The sequence below is a fragment of the Microcoleus sp. M2_D5 genome (genome assembly GCF_036701935.1).
Lineage (GTDB): Bacteria > Cyanobacteriota > Cyanobacteriia > Cyanobacteriales > Microcoleaceae > Microcoleus.
In genome coordinates this window covers 38,038-51,449 of sequence record NZ_JAUBRP010000027.1, presented here as the reverse complement: position 1 = coordinate 51,449, position 13,412 = coordinate 38,038, and the positions used below count along the sequence as shown (strand labels likewise).

General features: G+C 45.9%; 11 protein-coding genes. 7 read left to right on the top strand and 4 right to left on the bottom strand.

The features are described 5' to 3' along the window. The first annotated feature begins 203 nt into the window (after positions 1–203). Positions 204–584: an endonuclease domain-containing protein gene (locus tag QUA50_RS13855; protein ID WP_333264720.1), complete on the top strand. Its 381-nt coding sequence runs from the start codon at positions 204–206 to the stop codon at positions 582–584. A gap of 263 nt (positions 585–847) precedes the next feature. Continuing rightward, positions 848–1,588, top strand: coding sequence for an HAD family hydrolase (locus tag QUA50_RS13850; protein ID WP_333264719.1), 741 nt, complete (start codon positions 848–850; stop codon positions 1,586–1,588). 175 nt (positions 1,589–1,763) lie between these two features. Here the strand turns inward: QUA50_RS13850 and QUA50_RS13845 are convergent, their stop codons facing one another. After that, entirely contained in the window at positions 1,764–2,255 is a 492-nt protein-coding gene (locus QUA50_RS13845) for an N-acetyltransferase family protein (protein WP_333264718.1), read from the bottom strand. Positions 2,256–2,466: 211 nt separating this feature from the next. After that, positions 2,467–3,543 carry a tRNA (adenosine(37)-N6)-threonylcarbamoyltransferase complex transferase subunit TsaD gene (tsaD, locus tag QUA50_RS13840; protein WP_333264717.1) on the bottom strand — a complete coding sequence of 359 codons (1,077 nt, stop codon included), beginning with the start codon at positions 3,541–3,543 and terminating at the stop codon, positions 2,467–2,469. Between the two features lie 330 nt (positions 3,544–3,873). Between tsaD and QUA50_RS13835 the strand changes: the two genes are divergently transcribed. From QUA50_RS13835 to ilvN, 4 genes are all read left to right on the top strand, one after another. Then, positions 3,874–4,362, top strand: coding sequence for a Photosystem I reaction center subunit III (locus QUA50_RS13835; RefSeq protein ID WP_333264716.1), 489 nt, complete (start codon positions 3,874–3,876; stop codon positions 4,360–4,362). A 119-nt stretch (positions 4,363–4,481) separates the two neighbouring features. Then, positions 4,482–4,610: a photosystem I reaction center subunit IX gene (gene psaJ / locus QUA50_RS13830; RefSeq protein ID WP_333037175.1), complete on the top strand. Its 129-nt coding sequence runs from the start codon at positions 4,482–4,484 to the stop codon at positions 4,608–4,610. A 252-nt stretch (positions 4,611–4,862) separates the two neighbouring features. Continuing rightward, positions 4,863–5,675, top strand: coding sequence for a carbon-nitrogen hydrolase family protein (locus QUA50_RS13825; RefSeq protein WP_333264715.1), 813 nt, complete (start codon positions 4,863–4,865; stop codon positions 5,673–5,675). A 404-nt stretch (positions 5,676–6,079) separates the two neighbouring features. Further along, on the top strand, positions 6,080–6,598 hold the full coding sequence (gene ilvN / locus QUA50_RS13820) for an acetolactate synthase small subunit (RefSeq protein ID WP_333054405.1): 519 nt from the start codon (positions 6,080–6,082) through the stop codon (positions 6,596–6,598). Positions 6,599–6,732: 134 nt separating this feature from the next. Here the strand turns inward: ilvN and QUA50_RS13815 are convergent, their stop codons facing one another. Both QUA50_RS13815 and QUA50_RS13810 read right to left on the bottom strand, forming a co-directional pair. Further along, complete coding sequence (locus QUA50_RS13815) at positions 6,733–10,230, bottom strand: EAL domain-containing protein (protein WP_333264714.1); 3,498 nt, start codon at positions 10,228–10,230, stop codon at positions 6,733–6,735. Positions 10,231–10,520: 290 nt separating this feature from the next. Further along, a complete protein-coding gene (locus tag QUA50_RS13810; RefSeq protein WP_333264713.1) occupies positions 10,521–11,582 on the bottom strand; it encodes a transposase in 1,062 nt (353 codons plus the stop codon). Between the two features lie 186 nt (positions 11,583–11,768). Between QUA50_RS13810 and QUA50_RS13805 the strand changes: the two genes are divergently transcribed. Continuing rightward, positions 11,769–12,773, top strand: a complete 1,005-nt coding sequence (locus QUA50_RS13805; RefSeq protein WP_333264737.1) for a zinc-dependent alcohol dehydrogenase family protein — start codon at positions 11,769–11,771, stop codon at positions 12,771–12,773. Positions 12,774–13,412 lie beyond the last annotated feature (639 nt).

The window sequence follows — 13,412 nt, the reverse complement described above, 5'->3', positions numbered from 1 at the left end:
CTTCTTAAGGGGGGCTAGGGGGGATCTCCGGATCGAGATTAGGAGGATGACGACCAAATACGCTTGCGTTAACACTTTTTATCCCCCGGAGATCCCCCTAAATCCCCCTTAAGAAGGGGAGTAGGGGTTGACTTTGAGTGCTTCATGTCCCCCCCTTCTTAAGGGGGGCTAGGGGGGATCTCCGGATCGAGATTAGGAGGATTATGACTAAATTAAACGACTCGAATTTCCACCTACCCTACAACCCAAAACTCATCCCTATCGCCAAGGAACTTCGGAAAAATCCAACTCCAGCCGAAAAGAAACTTTGGCAAGATTTTCTGAGAAATTTCCCTTTTAGAGTTTTGAGACAGCGACCGATAGACAATTTTATTGTAGATTTTTATTGTGCTGCTTTAAGATTGGTAATTGAGGTTGATGGCGAGAGTCATTTTACTGAACAGGGGAAACAATATGATGCGGAAAGAACAGGGATTTTCGAGGGGTATGGACTGCAAGTTGTCAGGTTTACGAATGTTGATGTGTTGCAGTGTTTTGAGGGAGTTTGTCAGGAGTTGTTGGGTGCGTGCGATCGTCATTATTAGGGCAGATATCCCCTAACCCTCCTTAATAAAGGGGGGAAAAGAGTACGATCGATCTTGTAATAGTTAAGGCCAGATCCCCCCTAGCCCCCCTTAATAAGGAGGGGAAAAGAGTACGATCGATCTTGTAATAGTTAAGGCCAGATCCCCCCTAGCCCCCCTTAATAAGGGGGGGACAAGAGAGTTATGTTGCGCTAAAAAAATTGCCAAAAATAGCGCAATGTGGGAAGATAGAAAAAAATATAAAAATTACGGAGTTCAGATTCTTGGTAACTATTAAATGTCGGGGCATTACCTTCTCGAATATCCAAGCCGTAATCTTTGACAAAGACGGCACTCTAGAGGATTCTCAGGAGTTTTTGAGATTGTTGGGAATTAAGCGATCGCGCCTCGCAGACGCTCAAATTCCGGGCGTTGGAGAGCCTTTACAAATGGCTTTCGGTATCGAAAGCAGCAGCCTCGACCCCACGGGTTTGCTAGCCGTCGGTAGTCGCAGGGAAAATGAGATTGTGGCGGCGGGATACATCGCCGAAACCGGCAGGGGATGGCTGGAATCTTTAACTATTGCGCGCCGCGCTTTCGACGAAGCTGACGAAATGTTTAAAAATAGTGCTGTTTCTCCTTTATTTGTCGGCAGTTTGGAAGTGCTGAAATATCTTTCGGAAGCGGGTTTAAAATTGGGAATTCTTTCGGCTGCTACAACAGAGTCGGTGCAAAAGTTTGTGAAACACCACGCATTAGCTGACTACATTCAGTTAGAAATGGGAGTTGATTCAACGCTTCATAAACCAGACCCGAAATTGTTTTTGCAAGCTTGTGAGAAACTCGGAGTCAATCCCGCAGCAACTTTGATGGTGGGAGATTCAGCGGGCGATATTCAAATGGGTAAAAATGCGGGGGCGGCTGGCTGTATCGGGATTTGTTGGGGAAAGGCCGAGGTTAGTCATTTGGAAAAAGCTGATGTGGCGATCGCATCTTTGGATGAAATTACAATTTTAGCAGATTGAGCAAACATCGCATCAATTCCGGTGGTACCGGATTTGGTATCATTTCCTGCTGAGATGTTGCAGCATTGTCAATAATCCTGTTAGGAACAGGCAAGATGCCTGTTCCACAATAAAATTCATCTCTTGTGGAACAGGCAAGATGCCTGTTCTTGAGAATAGTGCAACATCTCAGTCCCTACAGACAACGCAAACCTAGAATTACGACATCTCTTTCAACGCCGTCAAGTTCGGCAACTTGTGGCATATATCCCCAGCGCTGAAAGCCAAATTTCTCAAACAATCTTACACTCGGCTGATTGTGAGCAAAAATTATTCCCATGAGTGTTTTAAGCTGCAATTCTGGACTCCGCACAATTGCCGATTGCAATAAATTTTGTCCGATTCCGCAGCGCTGGCGATCGGGTGCGACGTAGATGCTAACTTCTGCTGTATGCTGATAGGCAGCGCGTCCGTAGAAAAGCTGAAAACTCAGCCAGCCAACAATATTTTGTTCTGATTCCATTACCCAAATCGGCCAGGAATTGGGGGAGTGTTCTCTGTACCACGGGAGGCGGCTTTCGACTGAGACTGGTTTTAAATCTGCTGTGGCCATTCTGCCCGGTATTGCTGCGTTATATATTTGGACAATTGCTGGCAAATCGCTTTCTTTTGCGTCGCGGATTTTCATCGTGTGATTGACGGTTGACTGTTGACGGTTGACTGTTAACTAATGATATTATGTCCTGTCGATTACCCCTAATACGGTAGGGGCGGGTTCACGAAAAACATCTGCCAATAATTGACAATCTCAAAAACCCGCCCTTTTAATCGCGGTCACTCGATCGGATATGATATGACTGTTAACTAATGACTAATAACTAATGACTAACAACTAATGACTAATGACTCTTCTGATACAGTTCCATAATATCGCTGAGGGCCATTCTTGAATTTGCTCCCAAAGTCAGCGGTGATGCGTGTCCTCGCTGCAAGTGTTCTGCCGCCGCACAGCCAATCATTGCTGCGTTGTCTGTACAATATTTTAATGGCGGAAACAATACTCGCAAGTTGTGTTTTGCTGCTGCTGCTTGTAAGTTTTTTCGGAGTCCGCTGTTTGCTGCAACTCCGCCGCCGACTACAATAGTGGTAAGCCCGAAATTTACGGCACAGTCGATCGCTCTTTTTGTTAAACCCTTAGCTACTGTTTCCTGAAAGCTGGCCGCAATATCATTAATTGTAGAGGCAGGCAAGATGCCTTCGCCACCCACATTGTTATTTTGTTTCTTGAGTTTCTGTACTAATTGCAAAACAGCGGTTTTCAACCCGCTAAAACTACTGTCGTAGGGATGGTAGCCGCCACCCGGCAAGGAAATTCTGCCTTCTGGTAGAGGGTATGCTTGGGGATTGCCAAGGGCGGCCAATTTGTCAATCAGCGGCCCGCCGGGATATCCTAGCTGCAACAGTCTCGCGACTTTATCAAAAGCTTCGCCGGCGGCGTCGTCGCGTGTTTGTCCTACTGTTTCATAAACGCCGCAATCTTTGACGTAAATAAAGCTAGTATGTCCCCCGGAAACTAACAAACACAAAAACGGTGGCTGCAAGTCGGGTTCGGTAAGGTAAGAAGCGTAGATGTGCCCTTCGAGGTGGTGGACGCCTAAAAAAGGTTTTTGATGGACTATTGCCAAGCTTTTCGCCGCTGTCAGCCCGACTAACAATGCACCTACTAAACCGGGGGCACAAGTCGCTGCAATGCCGTCAATTTCTGACCAACTCAGGTTTGCTTCACCGAGACACTGGGCAATTACCTGATTGAGCATTTCTAGGTGACTCCGCGAAGCCACTTCCGGTACTACCCCGCCATACTGCTCGTGGATTTTAATTTGCGATGCTACAACATTGCTGCAAACTTGACGATTCTTAACAATTGCTGCTGCTGTTTCGTCACAACTTGTTTCGATCGCGAAAATGGTTGCCATTAACTGCTAATTTTATTTGATAGGTTAGTTATTGCTAGCTTAACTAATTCGGCGCAAGTCCCCCGCTCTACCTGTACTCAGGTTATTGTTAAGGGATTTTTGCCCGATCGACAGGTAAGGCCGTCATCGGATGCAATGAAGGAATATCCTCGCGGTATTGCTAGCTCAGCATTGACCTATGAAAACGGGAATCCCTCATTCTATTGGGCTTTGCCGCATCAATGATGGATACTTTACACTGTCAACAAACACGATCATCTGGATTCCAGATCGGCAAGTTGAAATGCTTGTACAAAAACTTATTGTTTTGTAACAAAAGGAAACAATTCCATGCGACGATTGTTTGCTGCAATTTTAGTGTTGAGTGTCTGGATCAGTTTTGCTCCAGTTGCTTCGGCTTACAATTTAGTGCCGTGCAAGGACTCTCCCGAATTCAAGGAACTGGCTAAAAATGCACGTTCTACCAATGGCGACCCGGCATCTGCGAAAGCAAGATTCGATCGCTATTCTCAAGCTATGTGCGGCCCGGAAGGATACCCGCACTTAATCGTAGACGGCAACTTGAGCAAAGCAGGGGACTTTTTGATTCCTAGCATACTGTTCTTGTATATCGCAGGTTGGATTGGTTGGGTGGGCCGTTCTTATCTGCAAGTTACCAAAAAATCAGCAACCCCAGAGGAAAAAGAGATTATTATCGACGTTCCTTTGGCAATCAAGTGTATGCTGAGCGGCGTTTTATGGCCTCTGGCAGCTCTCTCATCAATCACCAGCGGTGAAATGTTTGCGAAGGACGACGAAATTACTGTTTCCCCCCGCTAAAATTGGGAAATGGAGAAGAGCTAATAGCTAACAGTTAAGTAGTTAACTAGAAAATAGCAATTAGCGCGCTAGATCGATCGGCAATTACCAACTGTCTGGAATTTTCAGGAGCAGAATTCATGCAATACTTTGTCAAGTTTCTTTCGACAGCACCAGTATTGGCTATCCTTTGGATATCTATTCAAGCTGCGGCTTTAATTGAATTTAACCGCTTTTTCCCCGACCTGCTTTTCCATCCGATGCCGTAAGATTTGAAGGAAATTAGGTTACAAAACCTAGGAGTAAAAAGTTGAGAGTTTTGAGTTTTGAGTGATGAGTTACAGGCTAATTTAAAACTCAAATATCAAAACTCTCAAACCATACCAGTTCGGGCAAAACCAGCGCCGAGATGGGTAAAACCCAAGGATCTAAACTATTTAGTTATCAAATTAGTTCCCAATGGCTAATGACTAATGACTAATGACTAATGACTATTGACTATTGACTAATATTTTGAATCGATGAAGTCTTATCTCGCCGCAGCAATTCAAATGACTAGCTTGCCTGACCTGCAAAAAAATTTGGTTCAGGCAGAGGAATTAATCGACCTGGCAGTGCGTCGGGGTGCGGAGTTAGTTTCCTTACCAGAAAATTTCTCGTTTATGGGCGAAGAGGAGGAAAAGATTGCTTCAGCAGAGGCGATCGGCATCCAAAGCGAAAAATTCCTCAAAACGATGGCCCAGCGGTTCCAGGTAACGATTCTGGGGGGCGGATTTCCAGTGCCGACGACCGGGGGGAAGGTATACAATACTTGTTTGCTGGTAGACCCAAACGGCACTGAAGTGGCAAGGTACAGAAAAGTACATTTGTTTGATGTGAATGTGCCAGACGGCATTACTTACAGGGAATCGAACACTGTGAAAGCTGGTGAAGATTTGCCGCCTGTTTATGTGTCGCCGGAGTTGGGGACGCTGGGACTTTCCGTGTGCTACGACGTGCGGTTCCCGGAAGTGTACAGGCATTTGTCGTACAAGGGGGCTGATATTTTGTTCGTGCCTGCGGCGTTTACTGCTTACACTGGCAAGGATCACTGGAAGGTTTTGTTGCAAGCTAGAGCGATCGAGAATACTTGTTATACGATCGCACCTGCACAAACTGGCCGCCACTACGGCCGCCGTCAAACTCACGGTCACGCGATGATTGTAGACCCTTGGGGTGTGGTTTTGGCCGATGCTGGAGACGAACCGGGTGTGGCGATTGCAGAAATTAATCCCGATCGACTAGAACAAGTCCGCCGCCAAATGCCGTCGCTGCAACACCGGGTTTTTCTTTGAAGGAATTTTGAGACCAATTGGTCTCAAAATTTCAGTCCCGTCCGGGACAAGACATGAAAAGTTTTTATTCGATCGCGTAATTGTGTACGTTCGTACACAAAAAAACTTGGATCGGGTGCGCCCAGAACTGAGTTGGGGCGGGTTGACGGTTGAGATCGAGCCGATCCCCCCTAACCCCCCTTAAGAAGGGGGGGACAGGAGTGTTATCAAAGTCTCCCTTGTTAAGGGGGATGCGAGGGGGATCGAGACGGGTAAAAGCGAAATTGATCGAGGGTTTTTTTCCCAGGAGATGAACGGTCAATAACTCGCGATAAAATATCTAATGCAGGTTCAATGGGCGTGCACTTCTGCTAAAAGGCGAATTGGCGAAAGTAGAATTGCACGAAAAGCGTCTTTTTGGAGAAATGAAACACACTCTTTCGGTTTTAGTTGAAGATGAAGCGGGTGTCCTCACTCGAATTGCTGGTTTATTTGCCCGTCGGGGTTTTAATATTGAAAGTCTGGCCGTTGGCCCGGCGGAACAAGGGGGAGTGTCTCGGATTACAATGGTTGTACCCGGAGATGACCAAGTTATTGAGCAGTTGACAAAGCAACTGTACAAGTTGATTAACGTGCTTAAAGTTCAGGATATAACGGAAATTCCCTGTGTGGAACGGGAGTTGATGTTGCTGAAAGTTAATGCTGCTAGCGGGACGCGATCGGAGATAATTGAGTTAGCTCAGATTTTTAGAGCGCGAGTGGTGGATATTGGTGATGATACGCTGACGTTGGAAGTTGTGGGAGATCCCGGTAAAATGGTGGCGATCGTCCAGGTTCTGAATAGATTTGGGATTAAGGAAATTGCTCGTACTGGGAAAATTGCCCTGACGCGGGAGTCAGGGGTAAATACTGAGTTTCTCAAGTCTTTGGAAGCGAAAGTTTAAGGAAGAAGGAAGAAGGAAGAAGGAAGAAGGAAGAAGGTTTTAACTTCCACTGGCTAATTTCTAATTTCCAAATTACAATTCCCGATTCCCGATTCCGAATTAGCAATTCCCAATGATTCATTACCCATTACTCATTACCATTGGGGTTGACTTTCTATCAAAAGTGTCGCTGCGATGCTGTCTATCGGCTTTGAGAAAAAGTATCCTTGTCCGTATTCGCATTGCAGCGCCCTGAGTAAATTAAGCTGTTCGCTGGTTTCGATGCCTTCAGCAATTACATCCATGCCTAAATGACTGGCTAAAATTAAAATAGTCTGTACAATGGCTTCATTTCCTTCATCTTCAGTCATGCGGCTGACAAAAGCTCGATCGATTTTTAAAGCATCAGTTGGAAAAGTGTGCAGGCGGCTCAAAGAAGAATAGCCAGTGCCGAAATCGTCAATATATAATTGAATTTCTAAATTTTTCAGTTCAGCCAGGATAGCGACGGCAGATTCGGCATTCTCCATGATGACGCCTTCAGTAATTTCTAACTTTAAAGTCCGAGGATCGAGCTGAGTTTCTTGTAAAATTTCGCGAATGCGATCGATTAAATCCGGTTGTTTAAATTGTTGGTTAGAAAGGTTGACGCTGACAGTCAACGGCGGATTTTCGGGGAATTTTTGGTGCCACTCGTGGATCTGATGGCAAGCCGATCGCATCATCCACCAGCCAATAGGTATAATCAATCTAGTTTCTTCAGCTACTAAAATAAACTCGCCAGGAGCTACGACACCCCGCTGCGGGTGATACCACCGCAGCAGCGCTTCAAAACCGCTGATTCTACCAGTAACAAGAGAGACGATAGGCTGATAGTAAAGCTGAAATTCCTGGGAGTCTAAAGCGCGCCGCAGGTCGTTTTCCAGTTGCAAAAGGGCAACGGCGCGAGTGTGCATACTTAAGTCAAAAACTTCGTGGCGAGCTTTGCCCAATCCCTTAGCATGATACATGGCAGCATCTGCATCTCGGAGCAGTTCTTCAGGCCGATCGTACAATATGGACAACGGCACATTGGAAACAGGAGAGTCGGAACACAAGCAAGACAAAGAAGTTTCCCGATCGATATTTCCCAAATTTTCGGGACTCGACAGTTTGCTGGTTTCCCTTGGATACCGAGGCAAACCAGAACAAACAATCCCAATGCTAGCACTGGTAAAAACTTGATATTCGTTAAGGTAAAAAGGCTCTGCCAGTTCCGCTTGCACTCGTTCGGCAATCTGGATCGCATCCTCGGTGCTTTTAATATTTTCCAGCAAAATAGCGAATTCGTCGCCGCCGAGACGGGCAACGGTATCTCCAGCGCGCAAACAGATTCCCAGGCGCTGCGCGATCGCGATTAGCAAGCGATCGCCCACTAAATGCCCCAAACTGTCGTTAACAACCTTAAAACGATCGAGATCGATAAACAGCACCGCAAACAAAATTTCGGGGCGGCGTTTTGAAAGGTCAATGGCGTGCCCCAAGCGATCCATAAATAAAGCTCGGTTGGGCAAACCGGTTAGCATATCGTGCAAAGCATCGTGTACCAACTTATCTTCTGCTATTTTGCGGAGGGTAATATCTTCGACAGTACCTTCGTAGTAAAGTAAATTTCCGTCAGGATCGCGAACTGCCCGGCCGTTCTCGGAAACCCAGATAGTAGTGCCGTCAGCGCGGTAAACTTGGGACTCGAACTCAGACACAAAACCGTGTTTTTCGATCGCGTGCAAAAACTCGACGCGGCGGTTGGGATCGACGTAAAGTTGGCTGTCTATGTCTTGGATGTTCGCGATCAATTCGGCGGCCGAGGAATAGCCGTAAATTCTCGCCAAAGCAGGGTTAGCGCTGAGGTAGCGCCCGTCAGGCGTGATCTGGAAAATGCCTTCGATCGCATTTTCAAAGATACTGCGGTATTTCTCTTCCGCCTGTTGCAGCGCGAATTCTGCCTGCTTGCGATCGGTGATATCGGTCAACGTGCCGAGATAGCCTAGAACTTCCCCACTTTGGGTCATTTCTGGCACTGCTTGCCAAAATACCCAGGTAGTCAACTCACCGTTGCAAAAGCGGTACTCTAACTTACATGGCAACTTGTCTGTGACAGCGCGATACCACTGGCTCAAAACACCCTCGCGGTCTTCGGGATGCAAACTTTGCGCCCAACCTTCGCCGAGTGCCTGTGGCGCAGTCAGTCCCGCCATCTCCAAAAATCGCTCGTTGACGTACAAGCAATCTCCAGCAGCATCGGCGCGAAAAATCCCGACAGGCAGTATTTTTGCCAAGGTGTAATAGCGGTATTCGCTTTCTAGCAGCGCGCTGGCAGCTACTTTAGTCTCTGTGATGTCAAACATTGCGCCTTGAAGGATGACAGACTTGCTTGCTTCATCGCGAACTGCGGTAGCTCGATCGCGGAACCAGACGACTCGACCGTTGCGGGCGATCGCGCGGTATTCTGAAACCAGCGACCCCTCGCAGAAGATATCTTCTCCATCGCTGAATTTCTGTGTGGCGTTTTCCACTAACACGCGGTCACGGTCTTCTGGGTGAACGAGTTTCAGCCACAGGTCGGGATCTGCCCTCCATTCAGCTACAGAATAACCTAGAAAAGTCTCGATTTGCGGGCTGATGTAAAGTTTCGCAGCCTTGCGGTTGAGGGGAGAAATGTAAGTGACAGCGGGCATTTGTTCTACCAGGGCGCAGTATTTAGCTTCTACAGTAGACAGTGCTGCTTCTAGGCGCTGCCGCTCTAATTCAGCGGCGGCCCGTCCGGCAAAGATACTGAGAATTAATCGGAATTTGGCAAGATGTGCTTCCACCAGGGGTCGATCGTGAAAAATACAAATAATGCCTAAAGGTTCGCCGTAAGAGTTTTTCAGCAAGACTCCCAGGAAACTGCGCGCACCCGTAACTACCGGTCTGCGGTCTTCTGGAAAGGTTTCCCCGAGGTAGTCTGGACAGGAATACATTCCCTCCTCCAGCACCCGCGCTTCGGGAGTATTGGCAGTGTCGCACTCAAAATTTGGCTGCTGCTGTCCGTCGCTCCAAAAACTGATAAGTTGCAATCTATCGGCAGCAGCATCGGTGCGTGGCTTCGACTTAATCGATTTGGCAGCGACGGCGGTGCGAACTCCGAGTGCTGAGGCTAAGTGGCAAACTAAGGCATCAAAGAATTCTGCCCCCCCCGGCGAATCAGTACCTGCTAGGATTTCGCCGAGCAAATCTTCCTCTAATTGCGCGAAACCATTAACTTTGGGAGGATTCTCGGCATTCGGGCGATCGGGATTTTGCCCCATCGAACCCGAAATGCTCAGACTTAGGGTTTTGCTATTTCCAGGCCCCACAATAGGCGAAGAATTCACACTTAGGCGCTGTTGCTTAGCCAAGAATACAGCGTGCCCAATACCTAAAACTTTACCCAAGAAGCTGTCAGTTGTCGGCCACCGATTTGAGTTAGGGAAAATCAAAAAGTTTTTCCGCATTTTAAATCCCGCAGATAAATCGTCTCGCTTTAATTGGGCCAACAGCCGTTGCTGCTGGGCTAGCGGTAAACTGGAACGCCTTCGGTGCCACTTGAGATAAATCGCGGACACCACCGCTAAAGTCGCCGATAATCCCATAAGATATGCAAGAATCTCAAAGTAAAAAAATAAATCTAGCTCAAACATCGATTAGCACCGCTCGACAATTATTGTAGTTATCTGAAGCCAATCTACTTAAAAATAACTAAGTATCGTCACGGATGGGTAACGAATACAAGGTCAGATCGCCCTGAAGGCGACAAGAGAGTTAACAGTCCACAAAAAACCGGGCAATACTTGACATTACCGAACTTTTTGTATTTTTTTTCGTACAGGCTGAAACCGTACAGGTGAAATTGTAAACACATATATACGATTGTGGCACTCCTCTAAGGGGGTGAGTTTACGTTGACTTTTCTAATCATATTTAACGCTGCATTCACATCAACATTAATCCGACTTTTATTCCAAAACCGAAACCACCCGCGTTTATCGATCTTACCCTGGTAAGACTCTTGCTTACCGACAGGTTCTAAATCCCCAAAGCAGCAGTTATTTGTAGTATAATATGCTTGTGTAACTATTACCTTGATACCGACTAACTCAGCTTGGTCAATAAGAAGTTTTACGATGGGGGTCTGAATAATTACTCCTAAATCTCGCTGTTTTTTTGGTAATTTTAGATTTTGTTTATTCCTCACAGTTGTCCCAATAATTAACTGAATTATTTTCTCATCCCACAACCGCTTGACAATTAAACTGCTGGTTTGATGAAGGTAGTTTTTTAATCGCTTGTTTCGATTCAAGGTGATTTGCTGGATTTGGCGCGTGGTAGATTTTCCCTGGTCAAGTTTTGACAGTAAAAATGCTTCGCGCTGATTGAAGCCTTGATTAATTGATTTGAGATATTTTTGATCGTAAACAGTTGGAGTAAATGTTGGCTTATTAGATGCCAAACCGACGAGGCGATCGATCCCTAAATCTATACCTGCTCTCAGGTGGTAATTTAAATCCACCAACGTTACAGGCTTTTGATTAGCAACCTCAAAAAAGTAGAGCGCTGTTGCAGGAACTACCCTTACCTTTATGACATCTTGGGACTTTGTAGAAATTATTAGGTCACTATGAGATAAATTACGTAGTCCATTATTGAGGTTTATTCCCCTTTTTTGTATGGCTTGGTTATCAGAACTGAACAAGTTACGCGTACAGATTTTATGTTTGTATTGGGGAATGCTGGGGAAGCATGAAAATTTAGGTATATCTCGGTCACAAGCTATGCTTGACTTGTAGCAATCCTCCCAATCGCGAACAACTTGTTTGAGAACTTGCTTGCTAATTTTAGCAAGGAATGATTGAGAGCCGTCTCTAGGTTGTAAGATGGCAATTAAGTGTCTGATAATTTTAGTATCACCCACTTTAGAACCCGTATTCAAAAACTGTTTTATCATAAATATTGACCGCAATGCTAGAGAATTTTGAACAGAAATGATCGGTCATAAAACTGATGCTGACGATCTATGTAATGCCTTTCAACAACAATCATAAATTTTGGGATTAACGAAAAGTTTTTTGTTGCTTTACTAAGCAATGTACAATAAAGTCTAGGGATTATCTGATCTAGTGTAACACCCATGATGAAAGCGATCGTTTTTCAAACCCCCGGAAGCCCATCCGTATTGAAACTGCAAGATATCCCCGCTCCTACTATACAAACAGAAACTGAAGTTTTGGTGCGGTTGCGAGCGGCAGGTATCAACCCGATAGATACTAAGTTGCGATCGCGCGGCACTTTTTACCCCGACAAAACTCCTCACATTTTGGGGTGCGACGGTGCTGGAGTCGTAGAGGCTATCGGTGCTGGCGTGCAAAGTTTCCAAGTGGGAGACGAAGTTTTTTTCTGCAATGGCGGTTTGGGCGGATCGAGGGGTACTTATGCTGAGTTTGCCGTTGTAGACGAACGCTTTCTCGCCCTCAAGCCTGCTGCTTTAAGTTTTGCCGAGGCGGCGGCGGCACCGTTAGTTTTAATTACAGCTTGGGAATCGCTGTACGATCGAGGGCGCTTGCAAGCCGGTCAAAAAGTCCTGGTTCAAGCTGGTGCCGGCGGTGTCGGCCACGTCGCGGTACAGTTGGCAAAATTGCAGGGGGCAGAGGTTTGCACAACTGTTAGTTGTGAGAAAAAAGCCAATTTTGTCAAGCACCTAGGTGCAGATTCAGTTATTTTATACAAAAACACCAATGTTGTCGATGAGGTTTTGACTTGGACTCAAGGACAAGGAGTTGATTTGGCTTTCGATACAGTCGGGGGAGAAACTTTTTACCAAACTATTCCGACTGTGAAAATTTATGGAGACTTGGTAACAATTTTGGAACCAGATCCGGCTTTGGGCAATTTAAAAACAGCGAGAATGCGGAATCTGAGAATTAGTCTGGAATTAATGTTAACACCGATGCTGGAAGGTTTGGTGGAGGAACAGGAACAGCAGGCTCAGATTTTGCAGAAGTGCGCTCGTTTGTGCGAGCGCAACTTGCTAAAAATTCATGTCAGCAAAACTTTCCCTCTCGAAGCAGCGCAATCCGCTCACGAACTGTTAGAAACAGGCTCAGTAACCGGTAAAATAGTGCTTGAAATTGGGGGTTAAAAATGCGGATGCTTAAAATTGCGGTTTGAAGAATCGCGGGCGATTTCAAGAGACTATTGGCGACTTAAAAAAGGGTGAAACCAAACATCCCATAATCATCGCAATAGAACTATAGCAATCCTTGCAGGAGCCGTAAACTTTTTACCCCACCCCAACCCTCCCCGATGCCTTGGGGAGGGAGCAAGAAATTGACAACTGATATCATGTCCGGTCCAGCGACAGAGATTTTTGTAGGGGCGAGTTCACCAAGAATACCTGCCAACAATCTCCAATCTCAAAAACTCGCCCCGGCCGGGATATTATGTTTAATCGATCGGACATGATATGAAATTCTTGGATAGAAAAGTGCAAAATCGTCGTTAATAATTTTGAGAGAGTTCAGGCTAATTAGACGACCAAGATGAATCTTTGTTTTCTATCAAATCCATTGGCCTCGGAATGATTCATCTGTCTCTTCCGTTTCTCTGTATGCTCTGCGCCCTCTGCGGTTTAATTCAGTTCTATAAACAAGAGCGAAAACCGCATAGGGAAAATGCCGCTGTCGATCGAGAAATTAGGGGGTCATTCGATTTTAGATTTTAGATTTTAGATTTTAGATTTTATACCAATTTCAAAAAATAATGCAACAGTATTCTTTTT

Bases quoted from the DNA above. Each gene is read 5' to 3' on its own strand.
- QUA50_RS13825 (WP_333264715.1), top strand. From the start codon at position 4,863: ATGAAGTCTTATCTCGCCGCAGCAATTCAAATGACTAGCTTGCCTGAC.
- psaJ (WP_333037175.1), top strand. From the start codon at position 4,482: ATGCAATACTTTGTCAAGTTTCTTTCGACAGCACCAGTATTGGCTATC.
- ilvN (WP_333054405.1), top strand. From the start codon at position 6,080: ATGAAACACACTCTTTCGGTTTTAGTTGAAGATGAAGCGGGTGTCCTC.
- QUA50_RS13805 (WP_333264737.1), top strand. From the start codon at position 11,769: ATGAAAGCGATCGTTTTTCAAACCCCCGGAAGCCCATCCGTATTGAAA.
- tsaD (WP_333264717.1), bottom strand. From the start codon at position 3,543: ATGGCAACCATTTTCGCGATCGAAACAAGTTGTGACGAAACAGCAGCA.
- QUA50_RS13845 (WP_333264718.1), bottom strand. From the start codon at position 2,255: ATGAAAATCCGCGACGCAAAAGAAAGCGATTTGCCAGCAATTGTCCAA.
- QUA50_RS13835 (WP_333264716.1), top strand. From the start codon at position 3,874: ATGCGACGATTGTTTGCTGCAATTTTAGTGTTGAGTGTCTGGATCAGT.
- QUA50_RS13810 (WP_333264713.1), bottom strand. From the start codon at position 11,582: ATGATAAAACAGTTTTTGAATACGGGTTCTAAAGTGGGTGATACTAAA.
- QUA50_RS13855 (WP_333264720.1), top strand. From the start codon at position 204: ATGACTAAATTAAACGACTCGAATTTCCACCTACCCTACAACCCAAAA.
- QUA50_RS13815 (WP_333264714.1), bottom strand. From the start codon at position 10,230: ATGGGATTATCGGCGACTTTAGCGGTGGTGTCCGCGATTTATCTCAAG.